Source organism: Acinetobacter sp. YH12227 (genome assembly GCF_013417785.1).
Lineage (GTDB): Bacteria > Pseudomonadota > Gammaproteobacteria > Pseudomonadales > Moraxellaceae > Acinetobacter > Acinetobacter gandensis.
Map to the genome: position 1 here is coordinate 1 of NZ_VPDH01000012.1, position 25,570 is coordinate 25,570.

A 25,570-nucleotide genomic window follows, 5' to 3' on the forward strand; every position below is an offset into this window, starting at 1 on the left:
AAAGTGAAGGTAGGGTTTGTTTTAATGTTAAATCTAGATTCTGAGATAAATTCATAAAAAAAGAGCGTATTTACATACGCTCTTTTTACAGCATTTTAACTTTTTTTGCTTAACTGACTGGCATTACTTCAACATGAAGGGCTTTTTTTGTTTAAATCACATTAAAACTCAACGTATATTTATAGCATTTCAAATCATTTCCTTTGTTTTCAAAAGGCTGTTGATAGTCTATTTTTAATAAATATTGACCTTTATCGGCAATATTAAAATTTAACATTCCATCTTTGTCAGTCTTCAATGTTTTATAAACTTTGGCTTCGCGACTAAAATCAGTTGTTTGAACCAAAATTTCAACAGCCAAGTCTGCTATTGGTTTCTTTTGATCTAAAACTTTAAATTGTGCAGCTTGATCCTGCTGTATAGCATTCGGATGAGTGATAAATTGCACATCAAACCCATCATGTAAATGATGAACGACTGCATTTGTAGTTGCTCGACGCGACACAAAAGTTTCAATAATTTCTTCAGTTTGAACCGTCTTAATTTGTGCTTTCTTGGTTAAATCTGCGCTATAAACAACATTTGCATTCACAGCTTTATTCATATCACGTGTGCCATTAATCAAGTTTTTCCATTGCTTTTGATCTAATGCAAAACGTGCCGTACTACCCTGCTTTATACCACGAATGCGATAAGTACCATCTTGCTTGTTCTCTAAGCTGTAGCTACTTAAAGTCTGAGTCTTCGCCCAATCCGTATCATTTAAATGTATTTTTTCGCCTGAAGGCGTATGTATATGAAAGTTAAAATTTTTAATCGCAATTTCTGAAACAAACGGATTGTCATAAAAACCTGACACGATTGCACTATGATTATTAAACGTCTGATAGCTTAAAGGTGCAACATAAGGATAATGTGCATTTACTTGCCCCATAGAAAATAATGCCAAAGCAAGTAAAGAGATTTGTAGTTTCATAATGACTAAAAATTAAAAAATTTACTGATTCTAAATTCCCTACCAGTAATTGTAAATGATTCTTATTTTTAATTACTTTAAGTGTATAAAAAATCCTCCATTAAGGAGGATTTTTTAATTCACCAACAAAGCTAAAAAGCACACTTTAAGCAGCTTGAGCCGGCACACCACTATGAAAACGGAATAATTCGTCAGGCGAACTAATCAAGTTTTTTTCTACTTCACGAATATGTTCGATACGCATTTGAATATCTTCTTTTGGATTTTTCAACTTATTGGTCGTTGCAACATCCATCGCCAGCGCAAGATAATCCTCATAATGACGTGATTCAGATTTCAGTAAGTAGCGATAGTAACGCCCTAACTCTTCATCGACATGTGGTGCAAGCGCATAAAAACGCTCGCAAGAGCGTGCTTCAACAAAAGCGCCGATCACCAATATATCTATCAGTGCTTCAGGCTCATAAGTGCGAACTTCTTTACGCAAACCACCTGCATAGCGGCCTGCACTAATTGCAGTCCACTCTTGACCACGCTTCGCCATCAATTCTAAAACTTGCTCATAATGCAACATTTCTTCACGCACCAGTTGCGCAAGCTTTATTTGCAAATCCGAAAAAAAGCTATAGCGAAACATCAAGTTCATTGCTGTACTTGCTGCTTTCTTTTCACAATTGGCGTGATCCTGCATGAGGATATCCAAGTTGTTCAGCGCTTCATCTAACCACGCTTTAGGTGTTTCACAGCCCAAGAAGCCAATGACTGGCTTCATCAGAGCATCGTAATCAATATTCGACATAGACTTTACTTAAATTAACGTGCAGCTTTAATTGCAGCTTTCATTTGCTGTACAGCTTGCGCCAAACCAATAAACACTGCATCCGCAATAATGGAATGACCAATATTCAATTCATGAATTTGTGGAATTTTGGCAATAGCAGTGACATTTTCCAAATTTAAACCATGGCCTGCATTGACAATTAAGCCTTTAGCAGCAGCATATTCCGCACCAGCGATAATACGCTCAAGTTCATGTTGCTGTGCTTCAGCCGTTTCAGCATCCGCATAAGCACCTGTATGCAATTCGATAGTAGGTGCACCACAAGCAATTGCGGCATCAATCTGCGCAATATCAGCATCAATAAATAACGACACTTCACAGCCAATTGCAGCTAGCGCCTGCGTTGCTTGTTTGACATCTTCGAAATGCCCCACAACATCTAAACCACCTTCAGTCGTCACTTCCTGACGTTTTTCAGGAACAAAACAAACATGATGCGGTTTAATTTCCTTAGCGAATTCCACCATTTCAGGTGTCACAGCCATCTCAAGATTCATATGGGTCTTAAGCACTGGACGCATACGACGTACATCATCATCTTGAATATGACGACGATCTTCACGTAAATGCAACGTAATACCTTCTGCGCCAGCTTGCTCACAAATCAGTGCTGCATTCACAGGATCTGGATAAGTCGTTCCACGCGCCTGACGTAAAGTAGCCACATGGTCAATATTCACACCAAGTAAAGCAGCCATAATAATTTCCTAATGACGTTGAATTTGAGAATTTTGAATCCACAACTGACGGCTTTTTAACGGCCGATCTCCCAACAGAGACGTGATCATTTGTCGATAGAGCTTAGAGAGTAATTGTAACTGTTCAGGGCTAAATTCCCCACCCTTTTCATAATTACACATACTTAAAATATGTTGCCCCAACAATGAGGCACGAGATGCTTTTATAATTGGCTGGAAGCCATCATTTAATTGAAAATGATAGTGTTCATTTGGCTGTATTTCCTGTTGATTTGCATCCATAGAATAATCTAAAGGAAAACCGAGTTCTTCAAGCAATTCATGCTCGAACTGCCTTAAAATCTGTTTTAAAAATACATCCGGCTGAGCCTGCTCAGACATTATCTGTAATTGAGCAAGCGTTTTCGCATATTGTAAAAATGTTTGCGGCATTTCAACTTCAAGTGGACAAAGTCGAAGTAAAACCTCATTTAAATAAAAACCAGAAAAAAACGCATCGCCATAAAAAAATATAGGCTTATTTACAATTTCTAGTTTACTGAAGTTTTTCAGTTCAGACTTACCCGATGCCTGCACACAAATTGGTTGGTATTGGGGTGGCGGAGTTTGTCGCAAAATGCCATCCACACGGCCATGCTCCTGTGTGAACAAATGCACAATGTGACTTTTTTCGCGGTATTTACGATGGTGAATTAAATAACCATGCAGTACTTCATTACGCATGATTTAAATAGTTAATCCTTATTTTTTTTCTTATCAGATTCTTCTTCATTTTCATCATCCCCATCGGGAATGACCGCACCTACAACTGCTGCTGTACCTTTGACAACACCCTTTGTCGTTTTATAAGCCACTTTGACAGGAACAGTAACGATCTTATGAATACACCCTTGTAGAAACAAAACACATGCTACAACAGCCAAGACTTTCATCATTACTCTTCCCTCAAAGTTTCTATGCTTAGTGATTAGATATCACTATAGCCCAAGCTTTTCAATGCACGTTCATCATCAGACCAACCACCTTTAACTTTTACCCAAAGTGTCAGCATGATCTTTTGTTCGAACATTTTTTCCATATCAACACGCGCATCCATGCCAATTTTCTTCAGCTTAGCCCCCTTTTCACCAATCACAATTGCCTTTTGACCAGAGCGATCAACAAAAATAGTCGCATCGATATAGGTACATGCAGCTTTAGGACGACCCGTTTTCGGGTTAACTGTTGCTTCTTCCGTCTTAAATGATTCAATTTGAACGGTTAAATCATAAGGAAGTTCCTCACCCAATTGACGCATGATTTTTTCGCGAATAATTTCAGAAGCAAGGAAGCGCTCTGAACGATCCGTTAATTGCTCAAGTGAATACAACGGCGGTTGGAACGGCAAATATTTTTCAATTGTGCTACGCAAATGATCCAAATTCGCACCACGAAGTGCTGAAACTGGAACAATTTCTGCAAAATTCATCAATTTTGCGCGTTCTTGTATTAAAGGTAATGCATGGTTTTTGTTTTCTAGCGTATCAATTTTATTGATCACTAGAATCACAGGCATATCAGCATTTTTTAGCTTTTCAAGGACCAAATCATCATTCTGTGTCCATTTGTCTGCATCAATTACAAACAGAACTAAATTCACGTCGCGAAGTGCTGAGTGCGCTGCACGATTCATCATTTTATTGATGGCACGTACTTCTTTTTTGTGCATCCCTGGAGTATCTACAAATACTGCCTGAGATTTTTCACGTGAATCAATACCCACAATTTTATGACGTGTGGTTTGTGGCTTACGCGAGGTAATCGAAAGTTTTTGACCCAAAATATGGTTCATTAAGGTCGACTTACCTACGTTTGGACGACCGACGATCGCTACAAAACCACTCTTAAAATCTGCCGGAATTTCCGTGCCTTGTGCACTAAAGAACTGGCTAATTAAATCGTTACTGTCGCCTTGCGACTCGTGATCAGCATCAACGTGATCGGAATGAGTAGTCATTAAGACTTTTTCTCCAAAATTTCTAAGATTTCTGCCGCTACTGCTTGCTCAGCAAAGCGACGGCTTGATCCTTCACCGTATTTAACAGGCAGACCCACCACGGTACATTCCACTTTGAAATGTTGATTTGGTGCGTCACCCTGAATATCTACAACCTCGTAAACCGGGAGAGGTTTTTTACGTGCTTGTAAATACTCTTGTAAACGTGATTTAGGGTCTTTCAGTTGATCAGTAGGTTCAATATGATCTAAATATGGAACGTACCATTTCAAAACAATAGGTTCTAAAATTTTGAGATCCTGACAATCGACATAGATAGCTCCAATGATCGATTCTACTGTATCCGCCAGTATAGACTCACGATGATGACCGCCAGATTTCAATTCACCTGTGCTTAGAATTAATTCTTGGCTCAGTTTTAAATCATTGGCGATTTTACCTAGGGCTTCCTGACGAACAAGCGTCGCACGCATACGCGTTAGACGCCCCTCGTTCTCATGCGGATAAGCATGATACAAATAATTGGCAATTATCATTCCCAACAATGAGTCGCCTAGATATTCTAGACGTTCATAATTGGTTTTATGGCTCACCGATCGGTGGGTCAAGGCCAGTTGTAACAATGCAGGTTGTTTAAACTGATAACCGATACGACTTGCTAAACGAGCTTCATTTAGCTTGGACTGAGCTTTGATCAAAACTTTTCTCGAACTTCAACACAATATCAATATTCAATAAGAAAGGTTTTCTAATTTCATAGTCTTTAGTTACCACTAGACCATTATCATTAGATACCTGTGCAATATCCTTAAAGTTTAAATCACGCACACCATTCATATCTAGACGCTGAGACATCTGAGATTCAAATTTAGATGGCGCAATATTTTTAGGACTACTCTTCATTAACTCTTCAATTTCGCTGTTAACCAAGCGGTCATCAACATACGGTCCCCAAACCGCAATTAAAGCCTTTGCTAAAAAAGCAAAACCAATCACCGCAATTAAAATTGCGATATAAGACGTTCCCCGTTGATGTCTCATTTTATTTTCCTGATGTAAGACTAATCAATGCTACCATTACGACTAAATGAAGGTAGTTTTAAACCAGGTTCCTTATGCATCCACTTATAAAAAGCACGTCCAGTTAAATTTTCTTCAGGTACAAAACCCCAGAAACGACTGTCAGCACTTTGATCACGATTATCCCCCATCGCAAAATAGTGACCTTCAGGAACCTTAACTTCCCAATATAAACCATTTTCAGTCGAATATTTACCATTTTCAACATAGTTGATAAATGGTGCTTGACGGGCAACATTCACCCCTTCAAGTTCACGCATGGTAAATGTATGCGTACCCATCGTTTCTTTGTGATAAATCGCAGTAGGCGTATCTAAAGTATCTTTTTCACGGCTAAATTCAACTGGAACTTTTGCTACTTTTTGACCATTAATACTGAGCTGTCCATGATCATAAACAATATGATCGCCTGGCAAACCTACAACACGTTTAATGTAACTAATGGTTGGTTGTGGCGGGTAGCGAAATACGATGACATCACCACGTTCAGGCTCACCCACATCAATAATTTTTTTATTGATAATTGGCAAACGAACACCGTAGTCAAATTTATTCACCACAATAAAATCACCGGTTTCTAGGGTTGGAACCATAGAGTCAGATGGAATATTAAAAGGTTCATATAAGAAAGAACGTAAAATTAACACCACGGCCAATACAGGCCAGAAATCATAAGCCCATGTGATAATGACATTTTCATTGCCTTTACCTTTTGTCTGTCGTTGTTTCCAGACCAATTTATCCAACAGCCACACCAAGAAAAAGATGACTGTGACAGGTACAAGGATCAAATTAAAATCAAAATCCATGAGCTCATTTACCTCTTTTTATTATCTGTCTACTTTCAATACAGCAAGGAACGCTTCTTGCGGGATTTCAACACTACCCACTTGCTTCATACGTTTCTTACCTTCTTTTTGTTTCGCTAAGAGTTTTTTCTTACGCGATACGTCGCCACCATAACATTTCGCCAATACGTTTTTACGCATTGCTTTGACAGTCGAACGAGCAATGATTTGTGCACCAATCGCAGCCTGAATCGCCACATCGAACATTTGACGTGGAATTAAGTCTTTCATTTTTTCCACAAGTGCAATACCGCGATGGCGCGCATCTTGACGATGGCAAATCATGGCCAAGGCATCAACCTTATCACCATTAATTAACACATCTACCTTAACCAAAGATGAAGACTCAAAACGCACAAAGTTATAATCCAATGATGCAAAGCCACGTGAGCAAGATTTCAATTTATCAAAGAAATCCATGACCACTTCAGCCATTGGAATTTCAAAGGTAATTGATACTTGGTTCGCCATAAACTTCATATCTTTTTGAACACCACGGCGCTCAACACACAAAGTCATGACATTACCTAAGTATTCTTGAGGCACTAAGATATGACACTCTGCAATCGGTTCACGTAAGTCTTCAACCGTTGAACCATCAGGCATTTTAGATGGGCTGTCGATATAAATGGTTTGACCATTTTTCATAACTGCTTCGTAAATTACGGTTGGTGCAGATGAAATAAGATCTAAATCGTATTCACGTTCCAGACGCTCTTGTACGATTTCCATGTGCAGCATACCTAAGAAGCCGCAGCGGAAACCAAAACCTAAAGCATCCGAACTTTCAGGTTCAAAGAATAAAGCCGAGTCATTAATTTGTAATTTATGTAATGCTTCACGGAATGGTTCGAAATCGCTTGCATCAATTGGGAACAAACCTGCATAAACCTGCGGCTTCACTTTTTTGAAACCTGGTAAGCTTTCAACTTCTGGTGTTGTTGCAAGTGTGATGGTATCACCGACTGGTGCACCAAAAATATCTTTAATACCAGCAATAACGAAGCCTACTTCACCCGCTTCAAGCACGCCTGTTTCAGTATGTTTTGGATTGAAGATACCTACAGATGTAATAATGTGCGTTTGGCCTGTTGATTTCATCAACATTTTGTCGCCTTTACGCACACGACCTTCTTTCACACGTACTAAAGAAACCACACCTAAGTAGTTATCAAACCAAGAGTCGATAATCAAAGCTTGTAACGGCGCTTCACGGTCGCCTTGCGGTGCAGGAATGACATTGACTAGTGTTTCAAGCACACCTTCAATCCCCAAACCTGTTTTTGCCGAACAAGTTGGTGCTTCAGTTGCTTCAATCCCGATAATGTCTTCAATTTCTTGAATCACACGCTCAGGCTCTGCTTGCGGTAAATCAATCTTATTTAATACTGGAAGAACTTCCAAGCCCTGTTCGATCGCGGTATAGCAATTTGCTACTGATTGAGCTTCTACACCTTGCGCAGCGTCAACAACCAATAGCGCACCTTCACACGCAGCCAATGAACGAGATACTTCATAAGAGAAGTCAACGTGTCCTGGTGTATCAATAAAGTTGAGTTGATACTCTTCACCGTTTGGATGCGTGTAATACAAGGTAACAGACGCAGCTTTAATCGTAATACCACGTTCACGCTCAAGCTCCATAGAATCAAGAACCTGTGCTTGCATTTCACGATCTTGTAGACCTCCACAAGTTTGAATAAATCGGTCCGCTAGCGTCGATTTACCATGATCAATATGCGCAATGATCGAGAAATTACGAATGTTTTTAATATCAACAGATTTTTTAGCTTGCGCCATGGGCTACCTTGAAAAAAATAAAGCGCTATGCAATCAATATTTAATGCATAGCAAAAGCCGAATAGAAATTGCGAAGGATTATAGCAGATGGATTTTTCAAAGTATCGAAAATAATTCAAAGCTTTTAGAGAGAGCATCATTCTGCAAAAATGATGCGGCAAAATACGTATTGTTTAGGTTATTCAGCTTTATTTCCACCATCATCATACTGACTAAAATCCATAGGATTTTCTGTAAATGCTAAAGGTTGATAAGCTTGAGTAAACGTCGGAGACATACGCTTTGGACGCCCTGTTGCAATTTCTACACACGCCCACTGGGTGTTGGCTGTAAATAAAATCGCTTTGTCTTTAGGGCGATAAAATACATATTGACGGAAAGAATACAATGAATTGATATCATTCAACCATGTCCGCAAAATGATTTCTTCACCTTCAAATGCTGCTTTACGGTATTGCACATGATGTTCAACAGCCACCATGGCATGCTTCAATTCAATATATTCTTTTAAGCCTAAACCCAAAGCTTCAATATGTGCTGTTGCGACATCTTGCATCCAACTGACATACACCACGTTATTTACATGATTTAATGTATCGATATGTTCAGCTTGAACTGTAATTTTTAAATCAAAGATATCGCTCATAGCGTCCTGCAAATTTTAAACTATGTCCCACAGTCTACTCATTTTTATCTAAGGGTAAATTGCAAAAACACTAAAGTTAAAAAAACCACTCGCTTGGAGTGGTTTTAATTTAGTAACTCATTACTGAATGCGCATACCAACAATGGCGCTTTGCCCTTCACGGATTAACGAAACACGTGCAATACTGCCATTTTTCAAATCAGAAACTGCTTTAACAAAGTCTTCAGAGTTATTCACGACTTTGTTATTAATTTGAGTGACGACATCACCCGGCTGGATACGCGCTTGTGCTGCAATACCACCTGCACGAACATCCTGAATGAGCACCCCACCTTTTAATTTTAAGCGAGATGTTTCATCTGCTGTCAGATTGCGAATTGACACCCCTATCACAGGTCCTTTACGTACAGGAGTCACTTCAGCTTTGGCTAGTGTATCATCCGGTGCTGTAATTAAAGTTGCAGAAATATTCTGACGCTTATCATCACGTAACACTTCTAATTGAATTTTTTGGTTCGGCCCTACGCGGTTTAGGTAATTGAGTAATTCACCGGTACGTGAAATTGGGGTGCCATTGAATTTTAAAATTACATCACCCGCTTTAAAACCGGCTTTGGCAGCAGGTGAATTTGGCGCCACTTGCGTAATCAATGAACCTTCAGGTTTTGACAAATTATAAGATTCCGCCAAATTGCGATCGACATCTTGCAACATCACCCCCAAATATGCACGCGTCACTTTACCGTTTTTCTTCAACTGATCTGCTACATCCATCGCAACATCAATCGGAATAGAGAATGACAAGCCCATATACCCCCCCGTACCACTAAAAATACGAGAGTTCACACCAACTACCTCACCCGACTGATTAAAAAGCGGACCACCTGAGTTACCTGGGTTTAAAGCCACATCGGTCTGAATAAACGGAACTGAAGTTTCCCCCATCATGTTACGCATTTTTGCACTAACAATACCCGCCGATGCCGAATAATCAAAACCAAACGGAGAACCAATCGCAAGTACAGGCTCACCCACACGCAAGCGATCAACATTGCCTGTGCGAAGTTCAGGGAAATTATTACCATTTACTTTTAATAATGCAACGTCGGTACGCTCATCGCTCCCAACGACCGTTGCATCAATCTCACGACGGTCATTCAACACAATCGTAACTTTAGACGCATCCTCAACCACATGATGATTTGTCAATAAATAACCATCTTTACTGATAAAGAATGCACTACCGTAACCTGTTTTTTCTTGTGGTGCTTTTTGTTGTGGAATAATGACCTGATTACCAAAGAAGCGGCGTAAAATTTCAGGAACCTGCTGTTGTAATAGTTCTTCTTGGCTTAACTTTTTAACAACATTTACACTCACAACCGCAGGGCTTACCTGCTCGACTAAATTCGAAAAATCCACAGGGCCAGCAGCTTGTGTCTGTGCTGTTGCAACCGTAAATACTGCTGCATACAATCCTTTTTGTAAGTACGATTTGTTCATTTTTAGCATTCACCCAATTGTGCTTATCATTTGAAATATGTTTGTTTTTATCACAAAGCAAGTCTTTGCTTCGTAATAAAATGTTGGATCAATTCTTAAGAATATTATCTTAATTATTCCTTAAATATTACACATCTATGAATATTTTTCATTATTCTTAAACATTCATGCCCTTGCCTTTTTGATCAAAAAACGTTGTGATGATCGGATATTTTTAAAATTAGCTGATGGACATGTCTAATTTAAACACTACACATCATTTTGATGTGATTATTGTGGGAAGCGGTGGTGCAGGCCTGAGTTTGGCACTTTCACTGCCAGATCATTTCAATATTGCAGTACTCGCAAAATCGACCCTGACCGATGCCAGTACCTATTTTGCCCAAGGCGGCGTAGCGGCAGTACTCGATAAAACTGATTCGATTGAACAACATATTGATGACACGATGATTGCAGGTGCGCATCTATGTGAATTCGATGCAGTTAAACAAACGGTCAAAGGTGGAAAACCTTCAGTAGATTTTTTACTTAATCAAGGTGTGCAATTTACCTTAGATGAACAAGCACAATTACACCTTACTCGTGAAGGCGGTCACTCTCAGCGACGCATTATTCATGCAGCAGATGCCACAGGTCGTGCTATTTCCACAACATTGGTTGAACGTGCACAAGAAAAAGCCAATATCCATATTTTTGAAAATTTTATTGCGATCGATTTAATCACCAGTCAAAAGCTGAATCCACACGCTGAAAATCGTGCCCTTGGCCTGTATGCACTGGATGAAAGTAATGAAAAAGTACATACCTTCCTAGCACCATTTACAGCACTTGCTTGTGGTGGAGCCATGAAAGCATATTTATATACATCCAACCCCGATATTGCGACTGGTGACGGTATTGCCATGGCCTATAGAGCAGGTTGCCGTGTTGCCAATATGGAGTTCAACCAGTTCCATCCAACCTGTTTATATCACCCGCAAGCACGCTCTTTCTTAATTACAGAAGCCATGCGCGGTGAAGGTGCATATTTACGTCTACCAGATGGTGAGCGCTTTATGCTACGTTTTGATGAACGTGCTGAACTTGCCCCACGGGATATTGTGGCGCGTGCGATTGACTATGAAATTAAACGTCTTGGTATTCGCCATGTATGGCTAGACATTACCCATCAACCCGCGGAATTTATTACAGAACACTTTCCAACACTGTATGCACGCTTACTCGAATTAGGTATCGATATTACCAAAGAGATGATTCCTGTAGTTCCTGCAGCACATTACACTTGTGGCGGTGTCGTTGTCGACGAGAACAGTCAAACTGACATTTCAGGTTTGTATGCGATTGGCGAAACGTCCTATACCGGACTTCATGGTGCCAATCGAATGGCCAGTAACTCTTTACTTGAATGCTTTGTTTATGGCATGAGCGCAGCAAAACATATTCAGGAAAATTTTAAAGCAGATCAACCAATATCTACAATACCGGCATGGGATGATTCACAAGTAACCAATCCAGATGAAGATGTGGTGATTTTGCAAAACTGGGATGAATTACGCCAAACCATGTGGAATTACGTCGGTATTGTTCGTACTACAAAGCGCCTCCAACGTGCCCTACACCGCATTGAAATGCTTAAGCGTGAAATCACCGAGTACTATCAAGATTATCAAGTCAGCAAAAACTTAATTGAATTACGCAATTTAGTCTTGGTATCAGAAATGATTGTTCGCTGTGCCATGGAACGTAAAGAATCACGTGGCTTACATTTTACTTTGGATTATCCAGAACAAGCAGATGAACTGCGTAAAACAGTGTTAACACCACCTGATTTCACGGTTGATTGCCCTGTAGTAAATACTGAGTTAGTCTCTTAAAACTTTTAAATCAAAAAAGAAGCCGCACATTATGTCGGCTTTTTTTGATTTTACTATCCATAAATATGTAGCGCAGCTTTGAAAGTTTCTAAGTGCAGATTTACCAAATCATCCATCTTCTGATAGCCCCCAGCCAATACAAACATCAACGGTATATCTGCACGTTTAGCCAAGTTAAAGACCATTTCTTCGCGTTTTTGTATCAAAGCGGTGCTAAACCATGATGAACCAAAAGGGTCAGCTTGATGACAATCCATCCCTGCTTGATAAATAATTAAATCTGCACCCCATGCTTTAGCTTGCTGTATTCCTTCATGTATAGCCAAAGTATATTGTGCGAAATTTCCACGATCTTTATGCACATGCCGTGTTAAAGAACGTTCATAAGTAGGACAACCAAAATGTAGCCCATAAATACTAAAATTAAAAAGGTTCTCTAACCGTCTTGTAAACTCAGCTGTGCCATTCCCCCCATGTTGATCGCAATCGAGTACAAAGATTTTTTTATTCGGATTCTGCTGTGCCACCAAAGCCAAACCATTGAATGTGCAAAATGATCCGCCATATTCATACACTGCATGATGAAAACCCTGTGCAACATTTGCTGCAATGCCTTTTTGCAAAGCCATTTCTGCTGCCATCAACTGCCCTGCATTGATTCTCAGCACTGCATCGCGAAGCTGAATATTCCAAGGCTTAAAACCTGAAAAAGTCGCAAGCTTAGTGGGCTGCCCTGTCATAAAAGCGTCCACATAAACAGGATCATGCACTTGGCTTAAAATTTCAGCGTCAATACACTCAGGTTCGTGTATTCGGATGTTCTGCCATTGTTCTAAATATGTTCCAACTGCTAATAATTTTTCCATACTATTGGTATGGGTATGAGCAAAATATTTTGGCGAAAAGCATACATCTAACATGATGGAAATACTCAAAGTTGCGCTATCGCCACATCTATTAATTGCTGAAGCTCAGTCGTACCTGGACTATACAGACCATTATCCACTTGCTGCTGAAAATGCGTGCTGAATGCACGTTTTCGATTTTGTGGCGACACGGCCAAAGTCGTTAAGCGTAAAAACCACCAACCAGAAATGGCCTGATAAGGAATCACAAAACCTTTAAACTCACGATTTTGTCGTTTTTCAACTAATTGTTCAGCATCATAACTCACGGAAAAAAGTGAACCCGCTGGAATACGAACACCATTCATGAGTACAGGTTTCAAACTGATACAAGAATGGTTATCGCCCATATTTAATTTTTCCATAAATATGGGCTGACCGTGTTCATCTATAAAAATATTAATTTCACCGTTACGTAATACACGTCGATGTGCGATTTTAAAAAAGAAATTTTCAGCCATTGGACATGAGCCAACTTTTGGCTTATCAACCAGTGCTTGCACTTCAACAATTTGGTTTTCAATCGGGGATTTTGGCAAAATCACATCTTCAATCAAGGCACAAATAAGCTGACTTTCTTCTAAATTTGCATGTTGCTGGATTTGACGCAAACTTTTTTGGAGACGTAATTCTTTCTCTAAAACATCGCAAAATTCTGTAGCTTGTTCAGATTGATTCAATTGCTGAATATTTTGATTCAAATCCAGATTACGCCAACTTGACAAATCTACATGATATGCACGACTTTGATCTAAAATTTTGCGTAAACCGTGCGTGTCATATTGATCAAAAAGTTTAAGATCTTGAAATTCATGTGATACGCGCGGCACATTAATATATTCAGCTAACACACGTGTGGCTTGGGTATAGCCACAGCCACGTCGTTCAGTTTGATGTGAGTAATGCTCATTCAACATTTCTGTCAATTTTTCTGACAAAGGATATGCATGATCCTGAAAGAGCCGAACAACTTCATGTGCAGTAGCAGTCATGTATTTAACCAATCAAGTCTGTGATTCAATTATAGATTTAAAACAACACTTATGAGTTGATTGATTTCTACTAAGCTTTTGAAATTATGCAAATAAAAATACACTACGCAGAAAATTCACCAACCAATGCACAATTTATTTAGACAGACTGCTGCATTTTAATCCAATCTAATGGATCAACTGCATATTTTCAGTTCAATATCGCTGCGGAGGAATCGAATAGCTACCGGTAATATGAGCCACAGGCTCTTCAACACCCTCTGAATAAACCAATACCTCACCATAAATGATGCTTTTACCGACCTTAAGTAATCGACATTCTCCCCGCAAGTCTTTATTCGCCTCAGGCTTTCTTAAAAAGTTAATATTCATACTTGTGGTGACTGCAAGTCCGACAATTCCAATCTCTGCAAGTATTGCCACATACAATGCAAAGTCCGCCAAAGTCATCATAGTCGGGCCTGAAACAGTATTGCCAGGCCGCAAATCTTTTTCAGTCACATGCCAAATTAAAGTGGCAGCCTTTTCACCAACTTCTACGATAGTGCAATGCTTTAAACTTGGTGCAAATTCAGTTTCAAGGAAATTAATAATCTCCTGTTTTGTAGCATGCATAAAAAATCATCCATAACTTTTGCTATGAATGATTTTTAAATCAAATGCCTAACAAATACTATGGCATTTTAGATCTGCTGTAGATGCGATAATGCCTGTTGGAAAACATGCTCAGGTGTTTGGGTTGCGTCAAGGCGTTTCATTCGTTCAGGGTGCGTTTGATGAATCTCCGCAAAACCTGATCTTACTTTCTCAAAGAAAGTTGCTTTCTCTTGTTCAAAACGGTCTAAAGCACCACGCTCTCTTGCTCTTAACATTCCTGTTTCTATCGGTGCATCAAGCCAAAAAGTAATATCGGGTATACGCGCAACAAAACTTGCATTTAAGACGTTGAGTTTGTCACGATCTAAGCCACGTCCTGCACATTGATAAGCAAAACTCGAATCGGCAAAACGATCACATAAAACGATTTTACTTTCTGCCAATGCAGGTAAAATCACGCGCGCCAAATGCTGCGCACGTGCAGCATACATAAGCAACAATTCGGTATCATCACTCATTGCTTCATCATGATTGACGGCTAAAAGTAATGCACGAATTTGTTCAGCCATAGGTGTACCACCCGGCTCACGTGTAAGTACGACATTTTTACCCAAATTTTGGAAATGATCATGTAATTTACGAATGAGTGTAGTTTTACCCACACCTTCCGTGCCTTCAAAGCTAATAAACATGCTCACTCCTTAGTTTTTCGCACGAATTACAGATAAATATTCTTGTACCGCGCGGTTATGGTCTTGCAAATTACTGCTAAATTTATGGCCGCCATTTCCTGTTGCAACAAAATATACATTGTTAGATGAATCAGGATGCATTGCAGCTTCAATGGCTTTTTGACTCGGCAAAGCAATCGGTGTTGGTGGTAAACCATTAATCGTGTAAGTGTTATAGGCTGTTGGTGTACGTAAGTCCTGACGCGTTATATTACCGTTGTACTTATCGCCCATACCATAAATCACAGTTGGATCTGTTTGCAAACGCATCCCTTGTTTGAGACGACGCACAAATACACCAGACACTTGTTCAAGCTCACTATCAATACTGGTTTCTTTTTCAATAATCGACGCCATGATCAAGGCTTCATATTTATCTTTATACGGTAAATCATTAGCACGATTTGCCCAGGCTTGATCAAGCGATTTCATTTGACGTTGGTACAAATCTTTTAAAATTTTACGATCAGACTCACCTTTGGCAAAGAAATAAGTATTCGGAGCAAATAAACCCTCTGGGTGTGAATATGGAATACCCAGTTCCTGCAAAATCTTTGAATAAGGCAGATTGCTAATGTCATGCGTTACCAATGGATCACTTTTCAATGCATCAATCAGTTGCTTAAAGGTCGTCCCTTCAATCACTAAAATACGATTCATTTGTGCATTTTCAGAGTTCGAAATCAACTCCATCACTTCACGCACACTCATACCTTCATTAATTTCATACACACCTGCTTTTAAGGTGTCATTAATCATGATTTTTTGATACAGCTTTAAAATGATCGGGAAACTTACCTGTTTGTCTTTTGCAAGACGGTCGATAAAACCTGAATAAGTGTCACCTGCTCCAATGGCTAACATCTGTTTTTTACCTTCAACAGGATATGCTTTAAACAGACTTGACCACAGTAGCATGGCAAGCAAAAGCATAATGCCAGCCAAAACAACAGAGATAGCTTTCAAAGGAAAACCTGTCTTCACAGGCTTTTTCTTATTGGATTTTTTCGAGGCAGCGGACATATTAATGTATCTGATTTAATTGAAGCGTCTGGAAAAGTTCAATACAAGTTTGAACATCTAATTCAACCCCATTCAGAGTTGATGCAATTTTCATTGGACTCAGTGCATTACAGAAGAATACGCTTTTAAAATCAGCAATTTCATCCATATAAATATAGCGCTGTGTACAATTTATACCATGTTGTTGCATACGTTTCAGAATTTCTGCCCGCATGACTCCATGCACACCATTATAACCAAGTTCAGGCGTGATCCATCCTTCATTTGTATGAATAAAACAATTGCTGCTCACACCTTCAACAACTGAACCCTGTACATCGGTCACCAATGCTTCTAACCAGCCCTTTTCATCTAGTTCGGCTTTGAGCATGACTTGTTCTAAACGGTTTAAAGACTTTAACCCGACCAAATTAGGCATTGTTAAACCGATCGCTTGTTGAAGTATGCCACTGTCAAAAATATCATAATCAAAATCATCTAGCTTTTTAGGATAATAAAACACCCATACATCAGCAGGATGATCTGGCAAGCTATAACCACGCTGCCCCTCACCACGACTCAGCACGATTTTAATTGTGCCATTGACCGTATCACTTTTGCGTAGCAATTTTAGTGTTTTTTCAATTAATTCCAAATTGGCATTTAGCTTTAAACGTTCATTACTCAGCTTTAAACGTGCTAAATGTAATGGCCACAGTTCAATCTGACCTTGACGAATACGTGCTGTAGTAAAGCAGCCGTCACCATAATGAAATGCTCGATCAAGCAAATCAATATGTTCAATTTGCTGTGTATTTTTAAAACACTGCATAGCGCGTTATCCCAATTCATTCTGCCTAGTTTAAAAAATTACGAAGACAAATGTATTTCTTTTTTGGTCATATTAAATTCTTTTTTTATTATTTTTTCTGCATAAAAACTACAGATATTCTTACTTCATTAAATAAAACATGTACAAAAATGAGGCACACATGAACATTGCAAAACTAAAAATTGGGGTATTGGCTGCGTTAATTTCGACAACAGCATTCAGCGTATCGGCCAAAGATTTCTTAAATGTCTCTTATGACCCTACACGTGAGTTGTACGATAACTTTAATAAAGACTTTGGTGCATATTGGAAAAAGACCACAGGACAAGACATTAACTATAAACAATCACATGGCGGCTCAGGTAAACAAGCACGTGCTGTCATTGATGGCTTAGATGCCGATGTAGTCACACTTGCACTTGCTGCCGATATTGATGAAATTGCAGCACGTGGCTTAGTGGCTAAAGACTGGCAGAAAAAATTCCCACAGAACTCGACACCTTATACCTCAACTATTGTCTTCCTTGTGCGTAAAGGCAATCCAAAGGCTATTAAAGATTGGGGCGACCTGATCAAGCCAGGTGTTGACATTATTACACCAAATCCGAAAACCTCTGGAGGTGCGCGTTGGAACTATTTAGCTGCATGGGCTTGGGCTAAACACCAACCTGCGGGTAACGATAGTAAAGCTCAGGAATTCGTTCGTCAGATTTATAAACAAACCAAAGTACTTGATTCAGGTGCTCGCGGTGCAACGACAACATTTGCTGAACGCGGCATTGGTGATGTATTACTGGCTTGGGAAAATGAAGCACATTTGGCTGTGCGCGAACAACCCGGTAAATTTGAAATCATTACACCATCTTTATCGATTTTAGCTGAGCCACCAGTGGCAATTGTTGAAAAGAATGTGAAAAAAGACGGTAATGAAAACTTAGCCAAGGCATATTTGAACTATCTATATTCACCTGCAGGTCAAACCATTGCCGCACAAAATTACTATCGTCCACGTAATGCAGCAGTTTTAGCGAAATATAAAAATGTATTTAAACCTTTAAAACTCGTCACGATTGATAAAGAGTTTGGTGGTTGGGGCAAAGTACAAAACAAACATTTTGAAAATGGCGGTATTTTCGATCAAATTGTAAAAACCAATAATTCAAAATAAGTTAAGCATTTCACTAAAGCATCGATCTTTTACATTAGGTCGGTGCTTTTTTACACCCACACTCTTTATTATCTTTTTTATTCATATTAAATTCGTTTTTAATTATTTTTTATGCATAAAGATTGGCGCTATTCTTCACCCATGTTACAGATAAAGTAAAAATTATTGAGGTTCACATGAGTATTTCCGCAAAGTTAAAATTGGGTGTTCTTGCTGCAGTCATTTCGACGGTTTCTTTTGGCGCAGCAGCAAAAGATTTTTTAAACGTATCTTATGACCCGACGCGTGAATTGTACGAGAGTGTGAATAAAGACTTCAGTAAATATTGGGAAAGCCGTACAGGTCAAAAAATTAATTTCAAACAATCACACGGTGGTTCAGGTAAACAAGCACGTGCTGTGTTAGATGGTTTGGATGCCGATGTTGTGACGCTTGCCTTAGCTGCTGACATTGATGTTTTAACTGAAAAAACCAAACTTCTCCCAGCAGATTGGCAAAAGAAACTACCACACAACTCAACTCCTTATACATCAACGATTGTTTTCCTTGTCCGTAAAGGCAACCCAAAAGCGATTAAGGACTGGGGCGATCTTGTGAAACCGGGTGTGGGCATTATTACCCCAAACCCAAAAACCTCCGGCGGTGCACGTTGGAACTATTTAGCTGCATGGGCTTGGGCTAAACACCAAGCAGGCGGTAGTGATGCAACAGCACAAGAATTTGTTCGTAAAATTTATAAAAATACCAAAGTCCTTGATTCAGGTGCACGTGGTTCAACGACAACATTTGCTGAACGAGGTATCGGTGATGTTTTATTGGCTTGGGAAAATGAAGCGCATCTAGCTATTCGTGAACAACCAGGTAAATTTGAAATTGTGACTCCATCACTTTCAATTTTAGCTGAACCGCCTGTTGCGATTGTTGAAAAAAATGCCGAGAAAAAAGGCAACTTAAATTTAGCCAAAGGTTATTTAAACTTCCTTTATTCACCTCGTGGCCAACAAATTGCAGCTCAAAACTTCTATCGCCCACGTGATGCAAAAACATTGGCACAGTACAGTAAAGTTTTTCAGCCTTTAAAACTCGTTACGATAGATAAAGAGTTTGGTGGTTGGAAGAATGTACAAAAAGCACATTTCGAAAATGACGGTGTATTTGACCAAATCGTAAAAGCCAACAACGGTAAATAAACCCACCGCATTGACTGAATAAGGAGCATTGACATGACACATACAGTAATTGTCCCTGGTGTAGGCGGAAGCGAACATGCACATTGGCAATCATGGTTACAGCGTCAACTGATGTCATGCTCTCGTGTTCAACAAAAAGACTGGAATCACCCTGTACTTAAAGACTGGATCAAACAATTTTTAAAAACTGTTCGTCCACTGCAAGGTGATATTCAAATTGTGGCTCATAGCTTTGGCTGCTTAACCACAGTAGCTGCACTTGCGCTGCACCCTGAACTAAATCAAAAAATTAAAAATTTAGTTTTGGTTGCACCAGCAAACCCGGCTCGCTTTGGTGAAAATGGTTTCGCACGTAATAGTGCGACAGACTACAAAGCGTTCTTTCATCAGTTAAGTATTCGTGTACCCGCAACCATGTTGATCAGTGAAAATGATCCTTGGCTAGCATTTGACGATGCCAAGCAACTTGCTGACGCTTGGAAGTTATATCCGGTCAATATGGGTGCTGTTGGACATATTAATGTTGCATCGGGTTTTGGCCCATTCCCTGAAATTTACAATTACTTAATTTCAGAAAATTCTATGCAACATATCAATATAACTGATGATCACAAGTATTTATTTAAATTTGCTTTTTAAGCACTGCTAACTATGCTTGTCGCGAATTCATTTTTTAAATTTTTGCTGACCTCTACTGTCAGCCTTTCTCTTTTTGAGGAGTAATCATGTCGCAGCGATCCCGAGTGCTGCCAGGATTTGGTCTTTCTCTAGGCTTTACCCTAGCGTATTTGTCATTAATCGTTCTCATCCCACTTTCAGCGGTATTTATTAAATCGCTCGGTATTGGTTGGGATGGACTTTGGGACATTTTGAGCTCAGAGCGAATTTTGAAGTCTTTACAGTTAAGTTTTAGTGCCGCAATTATTGCTGCACTAGTCAATGTGGTATTTGGCTTATTACTGGCTTGGTGTTTAGTACGTTACAACTTTCCAGGTAAACGTATTGTCGATGCATTAGTAGACTTACCTTTTGCTTTACCCACAGCTGTTGCAGGTATTGCATTAACTTCACTATATGCACCTACAGGTTGGATCGGTCAATATCTTGAACCGATTGGTATTAAAGTTGCTTATACCCCTATTGGTATCACATTGGCACTCATCTTCATTGGTATCCCATTTGTCGTTCGTACCGTTCAACCCGTTCTAAGTGACTTGGAAACTGAACTTGAAGAGGCTGCATCTGCACTCGGTGCAAACCGTTTTCAGATTGTGACCAAAGTGATTTTGCCAATTTTATTCCCTGCTCTATTAACCGGTTTTGCCTTAGCATTTGCTCGTGGCGTGGGTGAATATGGTTCTGTAATCTTTATTGCTGGTAATCAGCCATTTAAGACTGAAATTGCGCCATTGATGATTATTTCTCGCCTAGAAGAATATGACTATGCAGGTGCAACCACCATCGCTGTTGTCATGCTAGTAATTTCATTTGCGATTTTGTTCTTGATTAACTTAGTACAAGCTTGGGCAAGTCGCCGCACAGGGAGAACTGCACGATGAATGTCAACAGTAATGCACTTGCGGAAAAATTACAGTCACGCGATGCGACCCGTGAACCTACGTGGGTGCGCTATACCTTAATTATCATTGCGCTGATTTTCTTTCTAAGCTGCCTCATCTTGCCATTAATTTTGGTTTTTGTTGAAGCATTTAAACAAGGTGTTGGCGTTTACCTACAAGCTTTAGTACATCCTGATACCTTGTCAGCGGTTAAACTCACCTTACTTACTGCAGTGATTGCCGTACCACTTAACGTAGTTTTTGGTGTAGCTGCCGCATGGACTGTGGCGAAATTTAATTTCCGTGGTAAATCGATTTTAACCACCATTATTGATATGCCATTCTCTGTTTCACCTGTTATTGCAGGTTTAATGTTGGTATTGATATTCGGTACGCAAGGCTGGCTTGGTGGCTGGTTAATGGATAACGACATCAAAATTTTGTATGCGGTTCCAGCAATTGTTCTAGCAACTGTGTTTATTACTGTGCCTTTTGTTGCACGAGAGCTCATTCCGTTGATGGAAGCACAGGGTACAGAAGAAGAAGAAGCTGCCATTGTACTTGGTGCGTCTGGTTGGCAAACTTTCTGGAAAGTGACCTTACCGAATATCAAATGGGGCTTAATCTACGGCGTGATTCTGTGTAATGCACGAGCAATGGGCGAGTTTGGTGCTGTATCTGTGGTTTCAGGCCATATCCGCGGCGAAACCAACACTTTACCGCTACACGTAGAAATCCTTTACAACGAATACACTTTTAGCGCTGCCTTTGCTGTGTCATCTCTACTGGCACTCCTTGCGATTGTGACCCTTATTTTAAAAACATGGGTTGAGATTCGTCAGGAAAAACAAGACAAGCGTAAAGAAGATTCACAAGTTTCTTAAGGAATGACCTCATGAGTATTCAAGTAAAAAATATTGAAAAACACTTTGGTGCATTCCATGCACTTAAAAATATCTCTTTAGACTTCCCAGATGGTCAATTGGTTGCCCTACTTGGTCCATCAGGCTGCGGTAAAACCACACTGCTTCGTATTATCGCTGGTCTAGAATCTGCTGACGGCGGTCAAGTCATTTTGGAAGGTGAAGATGCAACGCAAGTTCATGTCCGTGAACGTGAAGTTGGCTTTGTATTTCAGCATTATGCCTTGTTCCGCCACATGACTGTGTTTGACAACATCGCATTCGGTCTTCGTGTTCGCCCACGTGCAACGCGTCCAACTGAAGCTGACATTAAAAAGCGTGTAACTCGTTTGCTCGATCTTGTACAACTTGGTTTCTTGGCAGACCGTTATCCTGCACAGCTTTCAGGCGGTCAGCGTCAACGTATTGCGCTTGCTCGTGCATTAGCCGTTGAACCTCGCGTATTACTACTCGATGAACCATTTGGCGCGCTTGATGCCAAAGTTCGTAAAGAATTACGTCGTTGGTTACGTACCTTGCACGACGAACTACACATTACTTCAATTTTCGTTACACATGACCAAGAAGAAGCGCTTGAAGTTGCAGACCAAATCATTGTGATGAATAAAGGAAATGTAGAACAGATTGGTTCCCCGCGTGAAGTTTATGAAAAGCCTGCAACACCGTTTGTATTTGATTTCTTAGGTCAAGCAAACCGTTTTGAAGGTCAAAGTTCAAATGGCGTGATTCAAATTGGTGAAGACCGAGTGCGTTTACCACAACCTGAAAACGCGCCACAAGGTAATGTTATTGCGTTTGCTCGTCCTGATGAGTTACGTATACATGCACAACCGCAGGAAAATGCCATCCAAGCGACCTTTATCCGTGAATTATGGATCGCAGGTAAAGTGATTGCTGAGCTGAATGACCGTCAAGGGAACTTGATTGAAATTTCATTGACACCTGATGAAGCAAAAGCACATCAGTTCCGTCCAAATCAAACGGTATGGTTAAGTGCAACTGCATTGCACTTATTTGAAAATCAAGTCGCATAAAGACGAAAAGATGGGGCAATTACCGCCCCATCCTCTTTTAAGGTATAAAAGATTATGAATTTCCAACAATTAAGAATTATTCGAGAAACTGTACGTCAGAATTTTAATTTAACTGAAGCATCTGCTGCACTTTACACCTCGCAGTCTGGTGTAAGTAAACACATTAAAGACCTAGAAGATGAACTAGGCGTACAATTATTTATTCGTAAAGGTAAACGCCTACTTGGTTTAACTGAACCAGGCCAATCCTTACTCGGTATCGTTGAACGCATGTTGGTCGATGCAGACAATATCAAACGTCTAGCAGATGACTTTAACAAAGTCGATGAAGGTACACTGACCATTGCGACAACGCATACGCAAGCGCGATATGTCTTACCACCTATCGTGAATCAATTTAAAAAAGAATTTCCCAAAGTTCATCTGATTTTGCAACAAGCAAGTCCTGTTGAAATCACTGAAATGTTGCTTCAAGGTGAAGCCGATATTGGTATTGCAACAGAGTCTTTAACCACCGAAGATAACCTTGCAAGTGTGCCTTATTATAATTGGCAGCACAGTATCATTACACCACAAAATCATCCACTTACGCAAAAATCAAATATTACAATTGAAGATTTATCTAATTACCCAATCATCACCTATCACGGTGGTTTTACGGGTCGTTCAAAAATTGATAAAGCTTTTGAAGAGTCAGGCTTTGATGTTGATATCGTCATGTCAGCGCTTGATGCCGATGTCATTAAAACTTATGTCGAGCTCAACATGGGTGTTGGTATTGTCAATGATGTCGCTTATGACACCGAACGTGATTATCGACTTAAACAAATTCCAACCGACATCTTTGGTGTAAATACAACTTGGATTGCCGTACGCAAAGGTCATTTACTGCGTGGCTATGGTTATGAGTTTATTTCTCTGTGCTCACCCGATGCAGATATCAAAGCACTAAAAAGAGTCGCATATCCTGAAGATTAAGACTTTAAAACAATAGTGAGGGCGTACTGCCCTCTTTTTTATGAATTTTTTTGAATACCCATGACATTTACATGGCTTTTTTTAAATATTTGATTAAAATATAAACTGAAAATAATAAATTTAAAACTTTTGTGACAGCCAGGGCTTTATGAAAAATAAAATATTTTATTTTGCGGTGACGTTGGGTGTACCTTTTCAATTTGTTCAGGCAGCTGCGCTTGAACAAATGGATCAAAACATTTCAGCCTTCCTCGAGCCTAATAATTATGCAGAAATCAACCTTGCGATCTTTGATGCCAAAGTTGATGGCGAGGTACAATATAAAGAATATATCGCTGAATTAGGCATTCAAGAATTTTCTACCGGCAACCTCGTACAGCGTGAATACACAACAAAATTCGCATTAAAATTTCAACTACACGCTAAAATTTCGACGGGCTTAATTTACGAACAACCATTTAAAACTGATGTTAGTTACGTCTATAGCCCAAGCTTAGCCGATGGTTCCAGAATTGAAATCGAAGCTGCTGATATCAATTTTAGCACTCACAACTTTACTGGTCTCTTAGGCTACCAACCCACTAAAAATTGGAACTTTTATACTGGTTTAAGTGCTCAATCATTTAAAGGAAATTTAAAAGTCTCAGGACAACAATACGACGCCCTGAATGGCTATGATGTTCACTTTAAGAATGACAATGGTTTGGGATGGCTCGCTGGGCTCAGTTATCAATATCCTGAATATGCAATTAAAACCAGCTTAACCTACCGCTCTAAAATTACACACAAGAATAGAACCAGTGAATCCACATTGTATTCCAATGGTCCTATTACACTGAGCCCTGAATTTCACACAACATTTGAAACACCGCAATCGGTGAATTTAGAACTACAAACGGGACTAAGTTCCAAAAACATTGCCTATGGCAGTGTACGTTGGGTTAATTGGCAGGATTTTGTTATTCAGCCACCGCAACTCACAGCTGTACTTCATTATGCCTCGCTTGATCCGCGTTATGCTGAATTAGCAAAGCTTAAATTGATTGACTATAAAAAAGATCAGTGGTCGGGAAAAATTGGGTTTGCTCATCAATGGAACCCTTCTTTACTTACTGGATTAGAGTTCGTTTGGGATAATGGCACAGGAAACCCAGCATCAACATTAAATCCAAGTGATGGTTACCGTGGTATAGGTTTGGGCAATATGTTGAGGTTTAATGCTGATACATTCATTGCAAGTGGACTTTATTATTTGAAATTTTCTAAACCATCGATACCCACTAGTCCAAGTTCTTCTCACATCTCTGGTTTATCAAGTGTAGATGATAATGATGCGTTTGTTTACGGCTTGAAAATTGGCCATCATTTTTGATGTTGAAAAATAGAAAATGTAACAA

Annotated in this window: 27 protein-coding genes; 9 read left to right on the top strand and 18 right to left on the bottom strand. The window is 39.6% G+C overall.

The window, feature by feature from the left end:
* Window positions 1–151 precede the first annotated feature (151 nt).
* From FTV09_RS04140 to FTV09_RS04195, 12 genes are all read right to left on the bottom strand, one after another.
* Entirely contained in the window at window positions 152–976 is an 825-nt protein-coding gene (locus FTV09_RS04140; protein ID WP_180056890.1) for a DUF4198 domain-containing protein, read from the bottom strand.
* 145 nt (window positions 977–1,121) lie between these two features.
* The gene (locus FTV09_RS04145; RefSeq protein WP_067765127.1) at window positions 1,122–1,775 is read right to left on the bottom strand and encodes a tRNA-(ms[2]io[6]A)-hydroxylase; all 654 of its coding nucleotides are present in this window, start codon (window positions 1,773–1,775) and stop codon (window positions 1,122–1,124) included.
* A 14-nt stretch (window positions 1,776–1,789) separates the two neighbouring features.
* Window positions 1,790–2,515 (bottom strand): pyridoxine 5'-phosphate synthase, encoded by a 726-nt coding sequence (pdxJ, locus tag FTV09_RS04150; protein WP_180056892.1) that lies wholly within the window; start codon window positions 2,513–2,515, stop codon window positions 1,790–1,792.
* A gap of 9 nt (window positions 2,516–2,524) precedes the next feature.
* A complete protein-coding gene (locus FTV09_RS04155; RefSeq protein ID WP_180056971.1) occupies window positions 2,525–3,241 on the bottom strand; it encodes a DNA repair protein RecO C-terminal domain-containing protein in 717 nt (238 codons plus the stop codon).
* Window positions 3,242–3,249: 8 nt separating this feature from the next.
* Complete coding sequence (locus FTV09_RS04160) at window positions 3,250–3,450, bottom strand: NF038104 family lipoprotein (RefSeq protein ID WP_067765136.1); 201 nt, start codon at window positions 3,448–3,450, stop codon at window positions 3,250–3,252.
* Window positions 3,451–3,482: 32 nt separating this feature from the next.
* On the bottom strand, window positions 3,483–4,511 hold the full coding sequence (era, locus tag FTV09_RS04165) for a GTPase Era (protein ID WP_067765139.1): 1,029 nt from the start codon (window positions 4,509–4,511) through the stop codon (window positions 3,483–3,485).
* Complete coding sequence (rnc, locus tag FTV09_RS04170; RefSeq protein ID WP_180056894.1) at window positions 4,511–5,209, bottom strand: ribonuclease III; 699 nt, start codon at window positions 5,207–5,209, stop codon at window positions 4,511–4,513. Before rnc ends, era begins: the two co-directional genes overlap by 1 nt.
* The gene (locus FTV09_RS04175; RefSeq protein WP_180056896.1) at window positions 5,181–5,552 is read right to left on the bottom strand and encodes a DUF4845 domain-containing protein; all 372 of its coding nucleotides are present in this window, start codon (window positions 5,550–5,552) and stop codon (window positions 5,181–5,183) included. Before FTV09_RS04175 ends, rnc begins: the two co-directional genes overlap by 29 nt.
* A gap of 20 nt (window positions 5,553–5,572) precedes the next feature.
* On the bottom strand, window positions 5,573–6,400 hold the full coding sequence (lepB, locus tag FTV09_RS04180; protein ID WP_180056897.1) for a signal peptidase I: 828 nt from the start codon (window positions 6,398–6,400) through the stop codon (window positions 5,573–5,575).
* Between the two features lie 21 nt (window positions 6,401–6,421).
* The gene (gene lepA / locus FTV09_RS04185; protein ID WP_067765150.1) at window positions 6,422–8,239 is read right to left on the bottom strand and encodes a translation elongation factor 4; all 1,818 of its coding nucleotides are present in this window, start codon (window positions 8,237–8,239) and stop codon (window positions 6,422–6,424) included.
* A gap of 178 nt (window positions 8,240–8,417) precedes the next feature.
* Window positions 8,418–8,885, bottom strand: a complete 468-nt coding sequence (locus FTV09_RS04190; protein WP_180056899.1) for a thioesterase family protein — start codon at window positions 8,883–8,885, stop codon at window positions 8,418–8,420.
* A gap of 120 nt (window positions 8,886–9,005) precedes the next feature.
* On the bottom strand, window positions 9,006–10,388 hold the full coding sequence (locus FTV09_RS04195; RefSeq protein WP_180056901.1) for a Do family serine endopeptidase: 1,383 nt from the start codon (window positions 10,386–10,388) through the stop codon (window positions 9,006–9,008).
* Between the two features lie 227 nt (window positions 10,389–10,615).
* On the opposite strand from FTV09_RS04195, the gene nadB reads away from it, so the two are divergent.
* Window positions 10,616–12,262, top strand: coding sequence for an L-aspartate oxidase (gene nadB / locus FTV09_RS04200; RefSeq protein WP_067765154.1), 1,647 nt, complete (start codon window positions 10,616–10,618; stop codon window positions 12,260–12,262).
* 53 nt (window positions 12,263–12,315) lie between these two features.
* Here the strand turns inward: nadB and FTV09_RS04205 are convergent, their stop codons facing one another.
* From FTV09_RS04205 to pabC, 6 genes are all read right to left on the bottom strand, one after another.
* A complete protein-coding gene (locus FTV09_RS04205; protein WP_180056903.1) occupies window positions 12,316–13,182 on the bottom strand; it encodes a histone deacetylase in 867 nt (288 codons plus the stop codon).
* Window positions 13,183–13,193: 11 nt separating this feature from the next.
* Window positions 13,194–14,159, bottom strand: a complete 966-nt coding sequence (locus FTV09_RS04210) for a hypothetical protein (RefSeq protein WP_180056905.1) — start codon at window positions 14,157–14,159, stop codon at window positions 13,194–13,196.
* A gap of 195 nt (window positions 14,160–14,354) precedes the next feature.
* Entirely contained in the window at window positions 14,355–14,774 is a 420-nt protein-coding gene (locus FTV09_RS04215; RefSeq protein WP_067765746.1) for a PaaI family thioesterase, read from the bottom strand.
* 68 nt (window positions 14,775–14,842) lie between these two features.
* Entirely contained in the window at window positions 14,843–15,448 is a 606-nt protein-coding gene (tmk, locus tag FTV09_RS04220) for a dTMP kinase (protein WP_180056914.1), read from the bottom strand.
* Between the two features lie 9 nt (window positions 15,449–15,457).
* Window positions 15,458–16,420, bottom strand: a complete 963-nt coding sequence (gene mltG / locus FTV09_RS04225; RefSeq protein WP_373687690.1) for an endolytic transglycosylase MltG — start codon at window positions 16,418–16,420, stop codon at window positions 15,458–15,460.
* A 91-nt stretch (window positions 16,421–16,511) separates the two neighbouring features.
* Window positions 16,512–17,321 (bottom strand): aminodeoxychorismate lyase, encoded by an 810-nt coding sequence (pabC, locus tag FTV09_RS04230; RefSeq protein ID WP_180056924.1) that lies wholly within the window; start codon window positions 17,319–17,321, stop codon window positions 16,512–16,514.
* 160 nt (window positions 17,322–17,481) lie between these two features.
* Here pabC and FTV09_RS04235 point away from each other — a divergent pair, with 160 nt between their 5' ends.
* From FTV09_RS04235 to FTV09_RS04270, 8 genes are all read left to right on the top strand, one after another.
* On the top strand, window positions 17,482–18,489 hold the full coding sequence (locus FTV09_RS04235) for a sulfate ABC transporter substrate-binding protein (RefSeq protein WP_180056926.1): 1,008 nt from the start codon (window positions 17,482–17,484) through the stop codon (window positions 18,487–18,489).
* A gap of 176 nt (window positions 18,490–18,665) precedes the next feature.
* Window positions 18,666–19,679, top strand: a complete 1,014-nt coding sequence (locus tag FTV09_RS04240) for a sulfate ABC transporter substrate-binding protein (RefSeq protein WP_180056928.1) — start codon at window positions 18,666–18,668, stop codon at window positions 19,677–19,679.
* Window positions 19,680–19,712: 33 nt separating this feature from the next.
* Window positions 19,713–20,318 carry an alpha/beta hydrolase gene (locus FTV09_RS04245; RefSeq protein WP_067765174.1) on the top strand — a complete coding sequence of 202 codons (606 nt, stop codon included), beginning with the start codon at window positions 19,713–19,715 and terminating at the stop codon, window positions 20,316–20,318.
* 86 nt (window positions 20,319–20,404) lie between these two features.
* Window positions 20,405–21,238 carry a sulfate ABC transporter permease subunit CysT gene (gene cysT / locus FTV09_RS04250; RefSeq protein WP_067765176.1) on the top strand — a complete coding sequence of 278 codons (834 nt, stop codon included), beginning with the start codon at window positions 20,405–20,407 and terminating at the stop codon, window positions 21,236–21,238.
* Window positions 21,235–22,122 carry a sulfate ABC transporter permease subunit CysW gene (gene cysW / locus FTV09_RS04255; protein WP_067765178.1) on the top strand — a complete coding sequence of 296 codons (888 nt, stop codon included), beginning with the start codon at window positions 21,235–21,237 and terminating at the stop codon, window positions 22,120–22,122. The genes cysT and cysW overlap by 4 nt, the downstream gene beginning before the upstream one ends.
* Window positions 22,123–22,133: 11 nt before the next feature.
* Entirely contained in the window at window positions 22,134–23,195 is a 1,062-nt protein-coding gene (locus FTV09_RS04260) for a sulfate/molybdate ABC transporter ATP-binding protein (RefSeq protein ID WP_180056930.1), read from the top strand.
* Between the two features lie 54 nt (window positions 23,196–23,249).
* Window positions 23,250–24,173 carry a CysB family HTH-type transcriptional regulator gene (locus FTV09_RS04265; protein WP_067765182.1) on the top strand — a complete coding sequence of 308 codons (924 nt, stop codon included), beginning with the start codon at window positions 23,250–23,252 and terminating at the stop codon, window positions 24,171–24,173.
* Window positions 24,174–24,321: 148 nt separating this feature from the next.
* Complete coding sequence (locus tag FTV09_RS04270; RefSeq protein WP_180056932.1) at window positions 24,322–25,545, top strand: transport of long-chain fatty acid; 1,224 nt, start codon at window positions 24,322–24,324, stop codon at window positions 25,543–25,545.
* Window positions 25,546–25,570: the final 25 nt, after the last annotated feature.